Source organism: Streptomyces monashensis (assembly GCF_001866665.1).
GTDB classification, from domain to species: domain Bacteria; phylum Actinomycetota; class Actinomycetes; order Streptomycetales; family Streptomycetaceae; genus Streptomyces; species Streptomyces monashensis.
In genome coordinates, this window is the sequence record NZ_MLYO01000013.1 from 18,417 (window position 1) to 36,337 (window position 17,921).

The 17,921-nt window shown below is 74.8% G+C and carries 13 protein-coding genes; 10 read left to right on the forward strand and 3 right to left on the reverse strand.

Annotation, left to right across the window (positions count from 1 at the left end):
- Positions 1-75: 75 nt before the first annotated feature.
- From BIV23_RS06590 to BIV23_RS06605, 4 genes are all read left to right on the forward strand, one after another.
- Positions 76-1,164, forward strand: a complete 1,089-nt coding sequence (locus BIV23_RS06590; protein WP_071379794.1) for a WD40/YVTN/BNR-like repeat-containing protein — start codon at positions 76-78, stop codon at positions 1,162-1,164.
- Between the two features lie 119 nt (positions 1,165-1,283).
- Positions 1,284-1,961, forward strand: coding sequence for a uracil-DNA glycosylase (locus BIV23_RS06595; protein ID WP_071379795.1), 678 nt, complete (start codon positions 1,284-1,286; stop codon positions 1,959-1,961).
- Positions 1,958-2,932, forward strand: a complete 975-nt coding sequence (locus tag BIV23_RS06600) for an N-acetylglucosamine kinase (protein WP_071379796.1) — start codon at positions 1,958-1,960, stop codon at positions 2,930-2,932. Before BIV23_RS06595 ends, BIV23_RS06600 begins: the two co-directional genes overlap by 4 nt.
- 189 nt (positions 2,933-3,121) lie before the next feature.
- Positions 3,122-4,048: a sirohydrochlorin chelatase gene (locus tag BIV23_RS06605; RefSeq protein ID WP_107471097.1), complete on the forward strand. Its 927-nt coding sequence runs from the start codon at positions 3,122-3,124 to the stop codon at positions 4,046-4,048.
- Between the two features lie 110 nt (positions 4,049-4,158).
- On the opposite strand, the gene BIV23_RS06610 is transcribed toward BIV23_RS06605, so the two are convergent.
- A complete protein-coding gene (locus BIV23_RS06610) occupies positions 4,159-5,196 on the reverse strand; it encodes a lactonase family protein (protein WP_071379798.1) in 1,038 nt (345 codons plus the stop codon).
- Positions 5,197-5,310: 114 nt separating this feature from the next.
- Positions 5,311-6,828, reverse strand: a complete 1,518-nt coding sequence (locus BIV23_RS06615; RefSeq protein ID WP_071379799.1) for an FUSC family protein — start codon at positions 6,826-6,828, stop codon at positions 5,311-5,313.
- A 231-nt stretch (positions 6,829-7,059) separates the two neighbouring features.
- On the opposite strand from BIV23_RS06615, the gene BIV23_RS06620 reads away from it, so the two are divergent.
- A complete protein-coding gene (locus tag BIV23_RS06620) occupies positions 7,060-7,536 on the forward strand; it encodes an Lrp/AsnC family transcriptional regulator (RefSeq protein ID WP_071374457.1) in 477 nt (158 codons plus the stop codon).
- A gap of 97 nt (positions 7,537-7,633) precedes the next feature.
- A complete protein-coding gene (locus BIV23_RS06625) occupies positions 7,634-9,106 on the forward strand; it encodes an MFS transporter (RefSeq protein ID WP_071379800.1) in 1,473 nt (490 codons plus the stop codon).
- Between the two features lie 78 nt (positions 9,107-9,184).
- Here the strand turns inward: BIV23_RS06625 and BIV23_RS06630 are convergent, their stop codons facing one another.
- Positions 9,185-9,946 (reverse strand): LysR family substrate-binding domain-containing protein, encoded by a 762-nt coding sequence (locus BIV23_RS06630; protein WP_071379801.1) that lies wholly within the window; start codon positions 9,944-9,946, stop codon positions 9,185-9,187.
- 103 nt (positions 9,947-10,049) lie between these two features.
- On the opposite strand from BIV23_RS06630, the gene BIV23_RS06635 reads away from it, so the two are divergent.
- The 4 genes from BIV23_RS06635 to BIV23_RS06650 all read left to right on the forward strand — a co-directional run bounded on the left by BIV23_RS06635 (position 10,050) and on the right by BIV23_RS06650 (position 17,858).
- On the forward strand, positions 10,050-10,445 hold the full coding sequence (locus tag BIV23_RS06635; RefSeq protein WP_071379802.1) for a DUF5997 family protein: 396 nt from the start codon (positions 10,050-10,052) through the stop codon (positions 10,443-10,445).
- A 210-nt stretch (positions 10,446-10,655) separates the two neighbouring features.
- On the forward strand, positions 10,656-11,510 hold the full coding sequence (locus tag BIV23_RS06640) for a DUF4132 domain-containing protein (RefSeq protein ID WP_071379803.1): 855 nt from the start codon (positions 10,656-10,658) through the stop codon (positions 11,508-11,510).
- A complete protein-coding gene (locus BIV23_RS06645; protein ID WP_071379804.1) occupies positions 11,507-16,603 on the forward strand; it encodes a hypothetical protein in 5,097 nt (1,698 codons plus the stop codon). Before BIV23_RS06640 ends, BIV23_RS06645 begins: the two co-directional genes overlap by 4 nt.
- Before the next feature lie 85 nt (positions 16,604-16,688).
- On the forward strand, positions 16,689-17,858 hold the full coding sequence (locus tag BIV23_RS06650; RefSeq protein WP_071379805.1) for an ATP-binding protein: 1,170 nt from the start codon (positions 16,689-16,691) through the stop codon (positions 17,856-17,858).
- Positions 17,859-17,921: the final 63 nt, after the last annotated feature.

Here is a 17,921-nt window from a genome sequence, read left to right on the forward strand (position 1 = left end):
GAGTGTCAGTGGTGGGGTGCAGACTGGCCGATATCTGACGACTACCCGGACAACGGCGTCCCGGAGGTGATCGGCATGACCGACGTTCTACTGGCGGTGGGCACCCGAAAAGGTCTGTTCATCGGGCGGCGACAAGGCGGCGGCAGCTGGGAGTTCGACGACGGCCCGTACTTCAACGCACAGGCGATCTACTCGGTCGCCATCGACACCCGGGAGGGCCGGCCTCGGCTGCTGGCGGGCGGTGACAGTGCGCACTGGGGGCCGTCGGTCTTCCACTCCGACGACCTCGGCCGCAGCTGGACCGAGCCCGAGCGACCGGCCGTCAAGTTCCCCAAGGACACCGGCGCCTCGCTGGAGCGCGTCTGGCAGCTGCATCCGGCCGCGGCCGAGCCCGGCGTGGTCTACGCGGGCACCGAGCCCGCGGCGCTGTACCGCTCGGCGGACCGCGGCGAGAGCTTCGAGCTGGTCCGGCCGCTGTGGGAGCATCCGACGCGCGCGCAGTGGGTGCCGGGCGGCGGCGGTGAGGGTCTGCACACGGTGGTCACCGACGCCCGCGACCCGAAGGCGGTGACCGTGGCCGTGTCGACGGCCGGGGTGTTCCGCACGACGGACGGCGGCGCCAGCTGGGAGCCGTCCAACTCCGGTGTGTCCGCGGTGTTCCTGCCGGATCCGAACCCGGAGTTCGGCCAGTGCGTGCACAAGATCGCCAAGGACGCGGCCGACCCGGACCGGCTGTATCTGCAGAACCACTGGGGAGTCTACCGCAGCGACGACGCGGGCGGGCACTGGACCGACATCGGCGCGGACCTGCCGTCCACGTTCGGCTTCGCGGTGGCCACGCACCCCCGCCGGGGCGACACGGCGTACGTGTTCCCGATCAACGCCGACGCGGACCGGGTGCCCGCCGAGCACCGCTGCCGGGTCTTCCGCACCACGGACGCGGGCCGCTCCTGGGAGCCGCTGGCCGCGGGGCTGCCGCCGGAGGACCACTACGGCACGGTCCTGCGGGACGCCCTGTGCACGGACGACGCCGACCCGGCCGGTGTGTACTTCGGCAACCGCAACGGCGAGGTGTTCGCCTCGTCCGACGACGGCGACAGCTGGCAGCAGCTGGCCTCGCACCTGCCGGACGTGCTGTGCGTGCGCGCGGCGGTGATCGGCTGACACCTCACACACGCGACGCACACGCGCGCGTGCGCGGCCGGAGCGCGGGCGTGGGCGTGGGCGTCGGGCTCCGGCCATCGGTTGATCACGGGCCCGTGTACGGCAGTAGGGTGACGCCCGTGGCACCACGACCCTTGCATGAAATCGTCGAACCAGGCTGGGCGAAGGCCCTGGAACCCGTCGCCGGGCGGATCGCGCAGATGGGCGACTTCCTGCGCGCGGAGATCGCCGGGGGACGCACCTATCTCCCGGCCGGATCCAACGTCCTGCGAGCGTTCCAGCAACCCTTCGACGACGTACGGGTCCTGATCGTCGGTCAGGACCCGTATCCGACCCCCGGGCACGCGGTGGGCCTGTCGTTCTCGGTCGCCCCCGAGGTACGCCCGCTGCCGCCGAGCCTGATCAACATCTTCCGCGAGCTGAACACCGACCTGGGCCTGCCCCAGCCGTCCAACGGCGACCTGACCCCGTGGACGCACCAGGGCGTCCTGCTTCTCAACAGGGCACTGACCACGGCTCCGCGCAGCCCGGGCGCCCACCGCGGCAAGGGCTGGGAGGAGGTGACCGAGCAGGCGATACGGTCGCTGGCGGCGCGCGGCACACCGCTGGTGTCGGTGCTCTGGGGCCGGGACGCGCGCAATCTGCGCCCGCTGCTGGGCAGCCTGCCGGCGGTGGAGTCCGCGCATCCCTCGCCGATGTCGGCTGACCGCGGGTTCTTCGGTTCGCGCCCCTTCAGCCGGGTCAACGACCTGCTGGTCCAGCAGGGCGGACAGCCGGTGGACTGGCGTCTGCCGTGACCGTCCCCGGATATCTGGCGGTCGACTCCGGGGGCTCCGGTCTCCGGGTCGCGGTCGGCGTCCCGGGGCGGGCGCCCGCTGCCCGGCGGGAGTCACGGGACCCCGTCCGCACGGGCGCCCGGGGCATCGATCCGGCGCATCTGCTGGCGCAGCTCCTCCCCCTGGCCCGCGCGGCGGCCGCTGAGGCCGGCGTGGACGGGCTGGACACGGCCGTCGTCGGCGCCACCGGATTCGCCACGCTGGGCGACGCCCTGCGCGCCGAGCTGCCGGACGCCCTGGCCCGGGAGCTGGGGGTGCGGCGGGTGGCGCTCGCCGCCGACGCCGTCACCGCCTACGTCGGCGCCCTCGGGCCGCGGCCGGGCGCGGTGCTCGCCGCGGGCACCGGGCTGATCGCGGTCGGCACCGACCTCGCGCGGTGGCGGCGGGCCGACGGCTGGGGGCACCTCCTCGGCGACTGCGGCAGCGGCGCCTGGATCGGCCGGGCCGGCCTGGAGGCGGCGCTGCGCGCCCATGACGGCCGCGAGGGCGGCTCCGCGCCCCTGCTGGCCTGTGCGGAGGAACAGTTCGGCCCGGTGCGCGAACTGCCGGGCAGGCTCTACCCGCGCGCCGACCGGCCCGCCGTGCTGGCCTCCTTCGCGCCCGGGGTGGCCGCGTGTGCCGCGCACGACCCGGTGGCCGCGGACATCCTGCGTGCGGCGGCGCGGCACATGGCCGACTCCGCCGCGGCGGTGTGCCCGGCGGACGGGGCGCCCGAAGTGGCGCTCACCGGCGGCCTGTTCCGCATGGGCGAGCCCCTCCTCGGACCGCTGCGCGAGGAGCTGGCGAGCAGGCTGCCGCACGCCCGGCAGGTGCCGGCCGAGGGCGATCCCCTGCACGGCTCGGTACGCATCGCGGCCGTCCTCGCGGCGGGTCGGCTCACTCTGCCGGGTGAACCGGCGATGCTCTACGTGGTCCCCCGGCAAGGGGGTTGAGCGAACGGACGGACCACCAGGTCGATATCGCCGTAAAAGCGGATTGTTCGCCCTGTCGGCTCATGTTCCCGGCACGTGCCCGGAACACGTGTCCACGGTACGTAACTCATCAGACAAAACAGGACGGATACCGCTCACCTGCACCCTCCCCGAACGGAGGAGCCCCCGAAGCCAGTAACATGCGGCGCCATGAGCTCCCCCACTGGACCCGCGTCCGGCCTGCCAGTACGAATGCCGCGACCCCGTCAGCCCGGACGGCACCGCCGACCGGAACCGCTGGCGGCTCCCGAGGGCGCGCCCGCGCTCGTCCTCGCGGTGCCCGGCGCGCCCAGCACCGCGACCCGCGGCCTCGCCGAGGAGGTCGTGAGCATCGCCCGCTCCGAGCTGCCCGGCCTGGACGCCCGGATCGGGTACCTGGACGGGGACGACGCCGAGTTCCCCACGCTCCGCTCCGTGCTGGCGTACGCCGCCGAGGAGCGCGCGGCCCGCTACGAGCAGGCCGTCGCCGCCGGTGTCGAGGGGATCAAGGAGCCCGACGGCCCGGTCGCCGTCGTCGTACCGCTGCTGGCCGGTCCGGACAGCGCCCTGCTGCGTCAGATCCGCCAGTCCGTGATGGACAGCCGCGTCGCCGCCGATCTGACCGACGCCCTCGGACCGCACCCGCTGCTCGCCGAGGCGCTGCACGTGCGGCTGTCCGAGGCGGGCCTGGCCCGCGCCGACCGCGCCCGGCTGTTCACCGTGGCCACCGCCGCGGACGGCATCATCCTGGCGTCCGTGGGCGGCGACGAGGCGGTGCAGGCGGCCGGGATCACCGGCATGCTGCTCGCCGCGCGCCTGGCCGTGCCGGTGATGGCGGCGGCCCTGGACCAGGAGGGTTCGATCTCCTCCGTCGCCGAGCAGCTCCGCTCGTCCGGCTCGCAGCAGCTGGCCCTCGCCCCGTACCTGATCGGTCCGGAGATCGACGCGGGGCTGCTCGCGGCCGCCGCCGAGGAGGCGGGCTGCGCCACGGCCGAGTCGCTGGGCGCGTACCCGGCGATCGGCAAGCTCGCCCTCGCCAAGTACACGACCGCGCTCGGCATCGCCCCGCAGCAGCCGCAGGGCACGCCGGTCCGCTGATCCCACGCCGGCACCGGCCCGGCATCCGCACGACGAAGGGCCCGCTCCGCACCCCGGGAGCGGGCCCTTCGCGCTGCCTCGCGACGGCTCGGCCGGCGCCTGCGGACGGCTCAGCCGAAGACGACGCAGGAGGCCGCGGGCACCGGCACCGAGCCGTCGTAGCGGGGCAGCCCCGTCGCCTCGTCCACGGCGAACCAGGTGACGTCGCCGGAGCGCTCGTTGGCCACGTAGAGGAAGCCGGCGTGCTCGGCGAGCGCGCGCGGCCAGTTCCCGCCGCAGGTCACCGCGCCGACGAGCCGCAGCGCGTCGCCCTCGACGGCGAGGACCGACAGGACGTCCTCGCCGCGGGTCGCGGTCCACACGAAGCGGCCGTCGGGCGAGACCGCGATGCCGGACGGGTAGGCGTCGCCCGCCGGGGCACCGGGCAGCACGGGGACCTCGGTCAGCGGCTTCAGGGAGCCGCCGACGGCGTCCCAGCGGCAGACGGTCACCGTCGGGGTGAGTTCGTTGACGACGTAGGCGTGCCGGCCCCCCGGATGGAAGGCCAGATGACGGGGGCCGGCGCCGGGGCGCAGGGCGATCTCGCGGTGCAGGACGGGGACGCCGGCCGCGAGGGCGCACACCCGTACCGAGTCCGTGCCGAGGTCGGTGCTGACGGCCCACCGGCCGCTCGGGTCGGACTGGACCTGGTGGGCATGGGGGCCGCGCTGGCGCCGGTCGTGCGGGCCGGAGCCGGTGTGCTGGAGGAGTCCGGAGGCCTTGGCGGCGAGGGTGCCGTCCGGGCGCAGGGGTACGGCGGTGACGCTGCCGGAGCCGTAGTTGGCGGTCAGTACGTGGCCGTCGTACAGGCCGAGGTGGGTGGGGCCGCTGCCGTCCACCGGCACGGGTGGTCCGGCGAGTTCCGGCCGCTCGCCGCCGACCCGGAAGGCGGCGACAGCGCCCTCGGCCGTCTCGCTGACCGCGTAGAGCGTGTCGCCGTCGGGCGAGAGGGCCAGATACGAGGGGTCGCGGACGTCGGCGGCGGTGGCGCCGAGCGTGAGGGCGCCGCCGTCCGGCGCGACGGTCGCGGTCACCAGTCCGGGGCCGCCCGCCGCCGTGAACGAGCCGATGAACGCCCGGTGCCCGCCGGAGCTGCCGTCCTGTGCCACCGCTGTCCCCTCTCGGTCCTCCCGGTGGAGCCGGTCCGGGGCCGACGGTAGCAGTCGATCAGGCAGGGTCTAGACCAAGAGACACGGGGCGCGTCCCCGGGTCGCGGCGCCGGCTCAGGCGCCCACCAGCCGCGAGCCCGACGGTGCCCGCAGGGGCTCGGCGAGATCGGCGAGGGCACGCTCCAGGCCGTGCAGATGGGCCAGGGCGGGCGGGTGAGCCTGGGCGGACTCGACGGACGGTGCGGTGCGGCCGCGCACCGGCTCCGGGCCGCCCGCCGTGAGCGCCTCGACGGCGGCCTCCACCCGCCAGCAGGCGGCGGCCAGCCGGGCGTCGTGCGAGGCCTCGGGGTCGGCCGCGACCGTCACGAGGCCGCGCACCTCGCGGACGCAGTCGTCGAGGAGCGCGAGGACACGGCGGGCGCGTTCCTTGCGGGCCGGCATCGGGTTCAGCGGGTGCACCAGCGGGGCGACCGCGAGCCGGACCCGGCCGAGCAGCTGCTCCAGTTCGGCCACGCGCGGCGCCGGGTCGGCCGTCGCGGAGCCCGCGAGCCGGTCGGCGGCCTCGGCGGTGCAGGCGTGGACGCAGCGCAGGGCACGCTGGATCCAGCCGTCGGTGACGGCGTGGGTGGTGACCGGCAGGACGAACACCACGGCGAGTACGGCGCCGAGCGCGCCGACACCGGTCTCGACCAGGCGCAGGCCGAGCAGCCCGGGGCTGAGGACGCCGAGCAGGCCGTAGAGGGACTCGGCGAGCACGGTCACCCAGAGCATCATCCAGGTGTAGGAGACGGCGGCCGAGTAGAAGATGCCGAAGACGGCGATCGTGACGAGGACGGCGGTCGGGACGGGCGCGCCGTGTACGGGGACGGCGACGAGGAAGCCCAGGCCGATGCCGATCAGCGTGCCGAGGACGCGGCGGAAGCCGCGCACCAGCGTCTCGCCGCGCGAGGCGGTGTTGACGAAGACCCACCAGGTGGCGCCGACGGCCCAGTACCAGCGCTGTTCCGACACCAGCTGGCCCACGACCAGCGCGAAACCCGCGCCCGCGGTCGCCTGGACCGCCTGCCGCGTGGTCACCCGGGCGAGGCCGGTCCCTGACGGCCCGGACGGTGCGGACGGTGCGGCGGCCGGGGGCAGCCGGCGCTCGTAGCACCACAGCCCGAAGCGCACCACGGCCGCGCTCAGCACGGACAGCAGGACGGCGGCGTACAGCTCGGGCAGCTTCTCCGGGGTGGCGTGCACGAACTGGGCCACGAAGAAGGTCATGAAGGCGAACACGCCGAGGCTGTGCCCGCGAGGCCCCCAGCGGCGCGCGTACACCCCGGCGCCGACGACGGCCAGGAAGGCCCCGTCGCGCGCGACGGGGAAAGCGTGCAGCTCGGCCGCCGCGGCGAGCACCGGCACGCCCACGACGGGCAGCAACGCGGTGGTGACCGCCTGCCCTCGCACGGTCGCGTCGGCCACGGTGAACAGCGCGAGCAGCGCGGCGAGGCCGCCGGTGACCGCGCCGACGAGGGAGTGTCCGGCGGCGAAGCAGACGACGACAGCCAGGCCGATGCCGAGGACGGCTCGCGCGGCGAAGCGCAACCGAGCCCGACCCGGGTCCGGCGCCACGAACATCCTCTTCAGCACTGCTGCCCTCCCCAGGGAACACCGGCACGGAAAAGGCGCCGCGGGGGATCCGCAGCGCCATCGACGTCCCCATGAGAGCATCACCGGGGTCACTGGCTCAAGTGTTCGCCGATTCACTGGTCCATTGGCATAGCATGGGGGATGCGACGGGGCTCATGGAAAAGCCAACGGACCAGGTCGGAGGGCCTGCGTCCCGGCAGGGGGCCTGAGCCATTGGTACAGTCACCGGTCATGGCCGTGGACGAACTCGACACCCGCATCCTGCGACTGCTCCTGGAGCAGCCGCGCACCAGCGTGCGCGAGTACGCCCGCGTTCTCGGCGTCGCCCGCGGCACTCTCCAGGCCCGGCTGGACCGCATGGAGCGGGACGGCGTGATCACCGGCACGGGCCCGTCCCTCTCCCCGGCCGCCCTGGGCCATCCGGTGCTGGCGTTCGTGCACATCGAGGTCACCCAGGGCCATCTGGACGACGTGGGGGACGCGCTGGCCGCCGTACCGGAGATCGTGGAGGCGTTCTCCATCACCGGTGGCGGGGATCTGCTCGCGCGCGTGGTGGGCCGGGACAACGCCCATCTGGAGGACGTCATCCAGAAGCTGATCAGTCTCCCGGGCGTGGTGCGCACCCGCACCGAGGTGGCACTGCGCGAGCGCGTCCCGTACCGGCTGCTGCCCCTGGTGGAGTCGGTCGGCCGGGCGTCCCGCGCCTGAGGCGGGACCTGCGGACCGGCTCGGCGGGCCGGAGCGCATGAGCGGTCACGGGAGTCCCCGTCGTGCGCGCGCGACCTCGACTGCATAGCGTGATCGCATGACCACAGACCAGGCCGGACCGGTGCCGGTCGTCGGTGACCGGCGGTGGAAGGCGCTCGCCGTCTGTCTGACCGCGGCCTTCATGACGCTGCTGGACACCTCGATCGTGAACGTGGCCCTGCCCTCGGTGGAGCGCGGGCTGCGTGCCGACGAGGCCGATCTGTCCTGGGTGATGTCCGGCTACGCGCTCACCTACGGCCTCTGTCTCGTCCCGGCCGGCCGGCTCGGGGACATGCGCGGGCGGCGGCAGACCTTCCTGACCGGGCTCGCCCTGTTCACGCTGGCGTCGGCGGCCTGCGGGCTGTCGTCCGGCGCCGCCTGGCTGGTGCTGTTCCGGCTGCTCCAGGGGGCGTCGGCGGCGCTCATCGCGCCCCAGACCTCGGCGCTGATCCAGCAGATGTTCCAGGGCCCGGAGCGGGCGCGCGCGTTCGGCATGATGGGCAGCACCATCGGGATCTCCACCGCGGTCGGCCCGCTCGCGGGCGGCCTGCTGATCCAGGCGTCCGGCGGCCCCGAGGGCTGGCGCTGGGTCTTCTACGTCAATCTGCCCATCGGCGTGGCCGTGTTCTGCGCGGCCCTGCGTCTGCTCCCCCGCTCCCCCGGTCCGCCGGGCCGGCGCGGCGAGTGCTTCGACCTGCCGGGCGTGCTGCTGCTCGGTGCCGGCGTGCTCGCCCTCATGCTGCCCCTCGTGCAGAACCAGCAGTGGCACGGGCGGTCGAAGTGGGCACTGCTCCCGGCCGGCGCCTGCCTGCTGGCCGCGTTCTGGGCGTGGGAGCGGCACCAGGGGCGGCGCGGCCGGGCGCCGCTGATCGACCTCGGGCTGTTCCGGCTGCGTTCCTTCACGCTCGGCGCGCTGCTGAGCCTCGTGTACTTCGGCGGCTTCACGACCCTGTTCTTCGTCTACACGCTGTTCCTCCAGAACAGCATGGGGTACGGCGCGCTCGCGGCAGGTCTGTCCTCCATGCCGTTCGCGCTGGGCGCCGCGGCGGGCTCCGCGCTCGGGGGTCGGCTGGTGCTGCGGTTCGGGCGCCGGACGGTCATCGGCGGGCTGAGCACGGTGGCGGTGGGGATGGCCGGCGTCGTCACGGCCGTGCAGTTCGTGCCGGGGCGGGCGGTGGCCTGGGGCGTCGCGCTGCCGCTGCTCGTCGCCGGACTCGGCTCGGGCCTGACGATCTCCCCGAACACCACCCTCACCCTCTCCCGCGTCCCGGTGGGGCGTGGCGGGGCCGCGGGCGGGGTCCTCCAGACCGCTCAGCGCATCGGTTCGGCCGCCGGCATCGCGGTCGTGGGCTCGGTGTACTTCGCCCATCTGGCGCACCGCGGCAGCCCCGCGACCGCGCTCCAGCTGGGCCTGCTCACATCCATCGGCATCATCCTGCTGGCCCTCGTCCTGGCCTACGCCGACCTGCGCGAACGGCGCTCGCATCCGGAGGAGGAGAGAAAGCCGGAGGCCGCCCGGCAGGGGACGTAGCCGGAGTCGTGCCGGGGCGCGGGACGGGACCGCTGCGGGACGAGGTGGCGCGCACCGCGTCGCACCCGCCCCGCGGCCTCACGACCTGCGCCGCGGCTTCCCCCGCTTCGGCGTCGGCCTGCCCCCCGCCGTGCGGGCGCGGGGCGTGCGGGCCGGGGATTTCGCCTGGGGCTTCTGGCGGGTGCCCGCGTCCTCGGAGCGCTTGGGCTTCTGTTCGGCCGGCGGCTGGGTGCGGCCGCGGGTGCTGTTGACCGTGCGGCCACGGACGATGCCGATGAAGTCCTCCACCAGGTCGGTGGTGGCCTCCTCCGGCCAGGACAGGGCGACGCCGGATTGCGGGGCGTCGGTGACCGGGCGGTAGGTGAGGTCCTTGCGGTGGTAGAGGCGGGCCAGGGACTGCGGGACGATCAGGAGCCCGACGTTCGCGGCGACCAGCTCGATCGCGTCCGGCGTCGTCGCGGGCCGCTCGAAGGCGGGCTCGCCGGGCGGGCTGTCCCAGTCGAAGACGTCGTCCAGGGGGTGGAAGAGCACCTCGTCGACGAGGTCGGCGAGGGTCACCTCGTCCGCGGCCGTGATCAGGTGGTCCTTGGGGACGACGACCACCGTGGTCTCGGTGTAGAGAGGGATCGCGCTGAAGTACGTACGGTCGACGGGGAGCCGCACGAGGCCCGCGTCGGCCTCGGCGGCGCGCAGCATTCCGGGTGCCTCGGCGGCCGGGACCTGGACGAGGGCGAGCGGGATGTCCGGCCGGCGTTCGTTCCAGGTCTTCACCCATTTGGCGGGCGTCACTCCGGGGACGTACGCGAGCCGGAACGACGGTGATTCCTCCGAGCCTGTCACCAGGCCAGGTTACCGGCCCTGGCTGCCGCGCCGTCACCGGCGGCCGCCCTGCCGCGAGCGGCCGTGGTCGGCGGCCGGGCACGCGGCCGATACCCTTGGCCTCATGAGTTCGCAGCAGAACACCCAGACGATGAAGCCCGCGACCGCGGCGAAGAAGCTGGGTGTGTACCTCCCCGCCACCCCCGCCTCGTTCCAGGAGGGCGTCGTCACGCGCGCCGAGCTGAACGAGCTCCAGGCGAACCCGCCGGAGTGGCTGAGCGAGCTGCGCCGCACCGGTCCCCACCCGCGTCCGGCGGTCGCCGCGAAGCTCGGCGTCTCCATCGCCGGTCTCGCGCGCGGCGGGGTGACCGAGGCGCTGACCACCGAGCAGATCGAGGCGCTCAAGCAGGAGCGGCCCGAGTGGCTGGAGAAGGAGCGCGCCACCCAGGCCGAGGTCCGCAAGGAAGCCGCGCGGATCAAGCAGCGGAACGCCGAGCGCGCGGAGCAGGCACGCTCCTGACGCACTGAGCGTCCCGCGACGCCCGGAGCGTCCCCGACGCCCCCATCGCCGAGTAGTACGGCGGTGGGGGCGTCGTCGTGCTGTCGACGTGCTCACCGTCGCGGCGCTGGTCAGAGGCCCCGTGCCGGTCCTCCCCAGGGCCCGCGGGCGTTGTCAGTGGTGTGCCCTACAGTTCCGGTCACTTGATCAGTAAGGGTGCGGGAGGCACGTATGGGGTGGGTGTCGGCCGGCGACTACGAAGTCGCCCTCGACGGTGGGAAAGTGGTGTGCCGCAACGCCTCGGGGCGGCTGTTGAAGTCGGTGCCCCCGAAGATCGCGGACGATCCGGCGGTCGTGGGTCTGAAGCAGCTGACGGAGTGGCTGGAGCGGCACGAGCGACAGTGCCTGGCCGATACCGAGCGGTGGATGGTGCGTTCGCTGCCGGTCCCGCTCGACGTCCTCACGCGCGTGTGGCCGGACCCCGCCTGGCAGGCGGCGCTGCGCGACCTCGTCGTCACCGGCGCCGACGGACAGGTCGCCGGCTTCCTGCGGGACGCCGACCTCGAGCGCGGCCTCGGCCTGGTCGACCTCGACGGCGACACCGTCCGCATCTCCCCCGCCCTCGTCCGCATCCCGCACCCCGTCCTGCTCGACGACCTGGAGGAACTGCGGGAGTTCGCCGTCGAGCTGGGCGTGGAGCAGCGTGCGCAGCAGCTCTTCCGCGAGGTCTGGCACCGCCCGGCCGCGCTCGACGCGGAGGCGACCCAGGTCGAGGAGTACGCCGGCGGCTCGTTCAAGGAGCTGCGCTTCCTGCACGGCAGGGCCGCCCAGCTCGGCTACCGGGTGCGCGGCGGCTACGCGGTCTGCCCGGTCCTGGAGGACGGCCGCAGCACCGAGGCGCGCGTCTGGATCGGCGACTACGACGGCTGGTCGGAGACCGAGACCGGTCCGCTGGCCTGGTCGGATGCCACCGGGAGGGTCCTGAAGCTCGGTCAGGTCGGGCCGGTGGCCTGGTCGGAGGGCATGCGCATGGCGGCCGCGCTCCACGCGGGGCGGGACATCGAGGACGAGGAGCGGGCGGCATGACGTACGGCGGGGACAAGAGGAGCGACGCGATCGACGGGGTCGCAGCGACGGCGCTGCTGGACGCCGGTGCCGTCCTGCCGCCGGGCAGCACCGCGCGCGAGGACGCCGACGCCCTCACCGTCCGGGTCTACACGCACGCCGCCCTGGACGGCCGCGCGGTGATCCGGTTGGTACCGGGCACCCTCGGCGAAGCCGAGGACCTGGCACTGGAGTTCCTGGGCCTGGCCCGCGAGCCGGAGACGCCCGAGGTCGGGCAGGTGCGCCGGGAGACGCTGGGCTTCCCGGCCTGGGCGCTGGTCCACGACCCGGCCAACGGCCATCACGCGCTCGCCCTGGTGAAGGACGTCGAGCGGCTCGCGCGGCAGGCCAAGTCCAAGCCGGGCAGCGCCAAGGACGGCTTCGAGGCGCTCGGCGAGCGGCTGGGCCGGGCCGTGCCGCACTTCCTGCCGACGTTCTACGAACAGGCCGCGCGGGTCTTCCTGGAACACGAGAACACCACGTACGCGGCCGCGTTCTTCGGCAAGGCCCGAGAGGCCGAGCGGGTGCACGCGCTCGCGGTGGACGAGGACAGCCGGCGCGCCGTCTTCCTGGAGTTCGCGTTCGCCGGGGCGCTGACAGTGAAGGCGCTCAAGGAGCATGTGCGGGACCTCACCGGCCGGCTCGACCCGGCGCAGGCCTGGGCGCAGTTCCGGCAGCTCACAGTGGAGCGCTGCGCCGCCGGGATGCCGCCGTACGCCTCGCTGCCGCAGGACGCGCGCGGACTGATCAGGGCGGCGGGCCTGGACCGGATCGGCGAGGAGTGCGCCCTGGCCGCCGACTTGATCGCCTCTCCCGCGGCCGTACGCGCGCCGAAGTCCTTCTGGACCGCCTACCGCGCGGTGCTGCCCGTCCTCGCCGAGCGCCGCCCGGAGATCCGGCTGCGGCTGCTGGAGATCATGCCGGTCGGTCTCGGCCGGGACGTCGAGGACGACGCGTTCTGGCTGACGCTGTTGGCGGAGACCGGGGCCGAGCGGCTGCTGACCGATGAGGCGGCGGCCCGGGAGCACGGCGCCGATCCGGCGGACTGGCTGAGCCGCTGGGCGTCCTTCCGCAAGCACGGCGGCTCGTACGCGCGGCGCTGCCCGGCCACGCTGGCACTGGTCGCGCGCATGGCTCCGCTGCTGCGGGCCGCGGGCCGTCCGGTGGACCTGTGCACCGGCCGCTGGCACGCGGGCGCCGACCTCGACCTGCTGGACCTGTGCGCGGCCGAGCGGCTCCCGCTGGCGCTGCCGGGCCCTGACGTCCCCGTGTATCTGCCGGTGCCCGAATGGCTGTTGGACACCCGGGAGGACCCGCGTGACCTGGCGGCGGTCGCGGCGGACCCGCGGCTGCGGCGGCTGCTGCACCGGACCATGGGCCGGGTCGGCAGCCATCAGCGCTCCGCCGAGCTGCTGCAGTCCGTCGCGGGCCATCCGGTGCTCTCCGGGGTGCTGCGGGAATGGCTGGACGAGGCCGCCGACGACGTCACGCGCGCGGTGGGCCTGCCGGGCGCCCGCGCGGCGCTCGACCGGCTGCGTCCGTTCCGGGTGATCGCCGCCGAGGTGGCCCCGGACGCGGTGGCCCGGGTCGGCGGACACGAGGTGGCGCCGCTGCTCGGCCGGACCCTGCGCGCCGGCATCCTGGACGAACTGGGCTGGCCCGCCCTCGACGAGGCGCTGACGCTGCTCGACGCCGGGATGGGCGAGGTCGACGATGACGGCAAGACCGGCACGGTCGGCACGGTCGGCAAGAAGAAGCGGAACGGCGGCGACGACGAGCTGGCCGTCCACGAGGCCTGGCCCACGCTGATCCTGAGCCGTGGCCGCAGGGCGGTCGTCGTCGGACCGGAGCGCGTACTGCTCGAACACGATCTGCGCCTGCCGCACGAACCGGACCGCTGGCAGCGCCCCCGCTTCCGGTTCGTGGACGGGGAACTGCTCGTGATGTGGCGGAGCGACAGCAAGCAGTACGGCTATTGGTCGGCCCGGCCCGCCGCGGTGTTCGAGCTGGGCGGCGAGCAGTTGCCGACCTGGTGGTCCGGCCAGGAGACGGCGATCCCGTCGGTCCCGCTGGCCGGCGGGGGCCGCGCCACCGGCGGCCGCACGCTGCACGCCGGGGACACGGACCTGCCCCCGTGCCGTGCCGTCATCGGCGACGGCACCACACTGTGGCGCCAGGGCCGGCAGGGCCGCCGGACGGTCTGGCTGGAGTACGACCCGGCCACCGGCACACACGGCCGCGCCTCCCTGCCCGCGCTGCTGCGCTCGGGCATCCGCGAGGACGCCGAGCTGCTGCCCGACCTGTGCGAGGTCCTGCCGCTGCAACCCGGCCTGGAGCGCAGCCCGTTCGGTACCGACGGCACGGTGCTCGGACGCTGGGTGCGCACCGAGGTCACCGGTGCCGAGAAGCGCCGGACGGCCGGGACGCCGGACGGGCGGACGGTGTCGCTCGCGGTGGACGACGACGGCGCGACGGGCGTTCCTCTCGGCGCGCTGCGGCTGCCCTGCGACGCCGAGCCCGTGGTGGCCCAACTGACCGGCCCCCACGCCCGCCTGGGCGGACACGTCGGGCTCTACGCACCCGAGGACACGTCCTCCCACGACCTGCTGGGTCGCGTGACGCCGTACGCCGGCGGCGGTGAGTACTGCGCCGGCACCCGCTTCGTGCCTCCGCTGCCCTTCTGGCACGCGCTGCGCCCGCGTGACGAACGGGGCTCGGCCGTACTGCGCGCCCTGGGCGACGAACGGGTCGCCGAGGCGCTCCGGAAGACCGCCGAGGAGCTGGCCCTGCGTCAGAAGGCGCTGGCGAAGGCCGGGAACGACGAGGCCGCCAGGGCCGCCGTGCCGACCGTCGACCGCATCGTGCTGACGGCCGTGGAGCGGTTCCTCCCGGGGATCACCGACGAGCGGCTGCGCATCGGTGTCGCCGGGCTCGTCACGTCGGCGTTGCGCATCACCGACTCGGCCGTCACCTTCGCGAACCCCCCGAAGGAGCGGCCGCGGCAGCCGCGCAGCCGGACGGAGGGCATGTTCGCCGACTACAGCCCCGCGCACGGTGACGACCGCACGCTGTCCGCCGCCCTGACCGGTCTGGTCGGCCTGCACGGCTGGTGGCCCGGGGAGCGGTACACCGTGCTGCGGCAGATCCGCGCGGTCAACCACGTGCTGTCCGGCAGGCCCGCCGAGGGCCGGCAACTGCCCGGCCTGGAGCGGCTCGACGCCCTCACCGACGGCTGGACGAGCGAGAAGCACACCGTCCCGGCGATCGGCCTGACGTGGCCGCCCGTCCTGGGCGCCCTGCGGGCGATGCTGTACCGGGCCGCCTCGCCCGTCCTCCCCGACGCCCACCGGGAGGCGCTGCTGCTGCTCGGGGAGGCCCTCGGCGAGGGTCCGCTCGCGTCGGCCGACGGCACACTGCGGCAGGTCGTACTGGGCGAACCACTGGAGGAGAAGCAGCAACAGCGCGACGGGCAGGTGCTGCGCCGTGCCGGGCGCACGGTGGTGATCCTCGGTTCGCACGGGATCGACCGGCAGCGCGACCGGATCCGGTGGCTGGCGCTGGACCACGATCCGGCCGGTGCGTTCGGCGCGGTCGCGCACTTCGCGCTGGACGAGGAGACGCGGTACACCCCGACGGTCTCCGCCGAGGACCTCGCCGCCGTCGTCGGGCTGATCCGGGCGAAGGGCGCCGCGCCCTGGCAGCCGGGGGCGCCCGAGGCGCTGATCGCGGCGACCGGCGGCGGGCTGGGACCGCTGCAGGCCACCGTACTGCTCGCCGGAGTGCCGCAGGAGGCGCCGCCCGCCGAGAGCCGCGCCGCCGTCGGACTGAAGCCGAAGCAGCGGGAGTTCGGCGCCGCCCTGCTGCAAGGTCTCGGGATGGAGCCGCGGTCGGCGCTGATGGGCGCGCTGCTGCCGGCCGACCCGGCCGCCCTGTGGACGGCGGGACCGGACCTCGACGCCGCCGGGCGGTTGTGGACCGAACGGTTCGGCTCGCTGGTCCGGCTGCCCGAGGACCTCTTCGCCGAACTGGCCGGAACGGACGCCGGCGGCGCAGGGGACGTGCTCAACCCGTCCCGCACACCGTGGCTGAGCCGCACGACGGTGATGCGGTGGGACAAGGACGGCCGGCTCGCCCCGGCGGACCCGCAGGCGCTGCCCGGCGGACACACCCTGACGGGGGCGGTCGGCGCGCTCACCGCGCTGGCCTACGTCCTGCCGTACGGCCATCCGCTGCGCGCCCTCCTGCCGGACGGGCTCGCCGCGGTGCGACGCCGGATGTCCGACCCGGAGCTGATGCTCGGCCTGGGCGTGGAGTCGACGGAGAAGGGCGGCCCCACGGCGGTGGAGCTGCGCAAGGCCTACGGACTGCCCGCGGCCGGCGGCGCCGACGCGCACGGCACGACCCGGGTCGGCGAGGCACTCGCCCTGCGCCCCTGGTACCGCGACGTCGAGACGGTCCTGGTCCGCCCGGCCGGACTCACCGGCCCGGACGACGCCGTGTTCGGACTGCTGGAGGGCCTGGTGGGGCCGCACCGCGGGCACGGCCTGCGCATGCTGCGCACGCTGCTCGGCGAGGAGCTGGGCCGCGCGGTCGCGACCGGCGCCGAGGGCCTGACGGGATACGCCCAGGACCCGACCGTCAGCGTGCCGCAGCTGGTCACCGAGGTCGCCGGGGCCCATGGCCTGAGCCAGGACTCGGCCGCGCTCTACCTCCAGCTGCTCGCCCTGCCCGATCCGACGGACCGCAACTGCGCCCGCTGGACCGGCTGGAAGCCCGCACGGCTGAAGAAGGCCCGCACCGAGCTGGCCGGCACGGACCTGGTCGTCACGGCCAAGCGGCCGCGCGCCGGACGGACCTTGTTCCTGCCGTGCGGCTGGCGCGACCTGAAGTCGCCCGCGCTGCCGGTGGAGATCTGGAAGGAGGGCCTGTACCCCGTCCCGGCCCGGCAGCGTGCGATACCGCTGCTTCCGGTGCCGGAACTCTTCGGGCGCGCCTGGGACCGCGTCCGCGCGGGCGACGCCCCGGCGTACGAGGAACTGACCACCCGCGCGACCCGGCGGGGGCGGCGCCGATGACGTCCCGCCAACCCGGGCCAGGAGGCTCTCCCCCGCCCGGTTCCACTCCTGCCGCTGTCCGCACCACACCGAAGGACTCCCGCCGATGACCGCCGCCCTCGCGCCCGACGCGACCCGCCAGATCGTCCCGCCCGAGGACCGGTACGCCACCGAACTGGCCTTCCTCGCCGCCCACGACTCCGGTCCCAGGCCGCCCGCCTGGCGGCTCACGCCCCGGGCCGTCGTCACGTTCGTCATGGGCAGCGCCGGGCAGGCACTGCGCCTGCCCGACGACGCGACGGCGCCGGACGGCGTGCCGCGCCGGCTGGTGATCTCCGGCAAGTTCGTGGGCGACCGCGCGCTGGTCGAGCGATGCGTGGTCACGCTCGCCGGTGAGCGGGGCCTGCTGCTGGTCGGCGAGCCCGGCACGGCCAAGTCGATGCTGTCGGAGCTGCTGTCGGCCGCCGTGTGCGGCACCAGCGGGCTGGTCGTGCAGGGCACGGCCGGCACGACGGAGGACCAGCTCAAGTACGGCTGGAACTATGCCCTGTTGCTCGCCCAGGGACCCAGCCGGCAGGCGCTCGTACCGTCGCCGGTGCTCACGGCGATGACCCGGGGCGCGATCGCCCGGGTCGAGGAGGTCACGCGCTGTCTGCCCGAGGTGCAGGACTCCCTGGTGTCGCTGCTGTCGGAGCGGCGCGTCGCCGTACCCGAACTGGCTGGCGGCGAGGACGCGTTGGCGCACGCGGCAGCCGGGTTCAACCTCATCGCCACCGCCAACCTGCGGGACAAGGGCGTCTCGGAGATGTCGGCCGCGCTCAAGCGCCGCTTCAACTTCGAGACGGTGGGCCCGATCTCGGACCTCGACGCCGAGACGGCACTCGTGCGCGGCCAGGCCCAGGCGGCGGTGGAGCAGGCGGGCGCGGCCTTCCAGGTCGACGACGCCGTCCTGGAGGCCCTGGTCACCGTCTTCCGCGATCTGCGGGAGGGCAGGTCGGCGGAGGGCTGGGAGGTCGAGCGGCCGTCCACGGTGATGAGCACGGCGGAGGCGGTGTCCGTGGCGGGTGCGCTGGGGCTGGCCGCGGCGTACTTCCCCGGTGACCGGGACGTCCTCGGGCTGCTGCCCGGCCATCTCCTGGGTGTCGTACGCAAGGACGACCCGGCCGACGCGGCGCGGCTGCGCGGCTACTGGGACGGAGCGGTCCGGCGCCGGGCCGAGCAGGGGTCGGCCACCTGGCGCACGCTGTGGGATCTGCGCGCGGTGCTGGAGGGCTGAGGATCGTGACCCACCCGTCCACGGACGACGCGACGGCCGAGAGCAGGACCCGGGCCGAGGACG

What these genes read in the sequence shown, in the direction of transcription:
- BIV23_RS06590 (WP_071379794.1), top strand. Translation starts at nt 76, where the DNA reads ATGACCGACGTTCTACTGGCGGTGGGCACCCGAAAAGGTCTGTTCATC.
- BIV23_RS06605 (WP_107471097.1), top strand. Translation starts at nt 3,122, where the DNA reads ATGAGCTCCCCCACTGGACCCGCGTCCGGCCTGCCAGTACGAATGCCG.
- BIV23_RS06620 (WP_071374457.1), top strand. Translation starts at nt 7,060, where the DNA reads ATGGCCGTGGACGAACTCGACACCCGCATCCTGCGACTGCTCCTGGAG.
- BIV23_RS06625 (WP_071379800.1), top strand. Translation starts at nt 7,634, where the DNA reads ATGACCACAGACCAGGCCGGACCGGTGCCGGTCGTCGGTGACCGGCGG.
- BIV23_RS06635 (WP_071379802.1), top strand. Translation starts at nt 10,050, where the DNA reads ATGAGTTCGCAGCAGAACACCCAGACGATGAAGCCCGCGACCGCGGCG.
- BIV23_RS06640 (WP_071379803.1), top strand. Translation starts at nt 10,656, where the DNA reads ATGGGGTGGGTGTCGGCCGGCGACTACGAAGTCGCCCTCGACGGTGGG.
- BIV23_RS06645 (WP_071379804.1), top strand. Translation starts at nt 11,507, where the DNA reads ATGACGTACGGCGGGGACAAGAGGAGCGACGCGATCGACGGGGTCGCA.
- BIV23_RS06650 (WP_071379805.1), top strand. Translation starts at nt 16,689, where the DNA reads ATGACCGCCGCCCTCGCGCCCGACGCGACCCGCCAGATCGTCCCGCCC.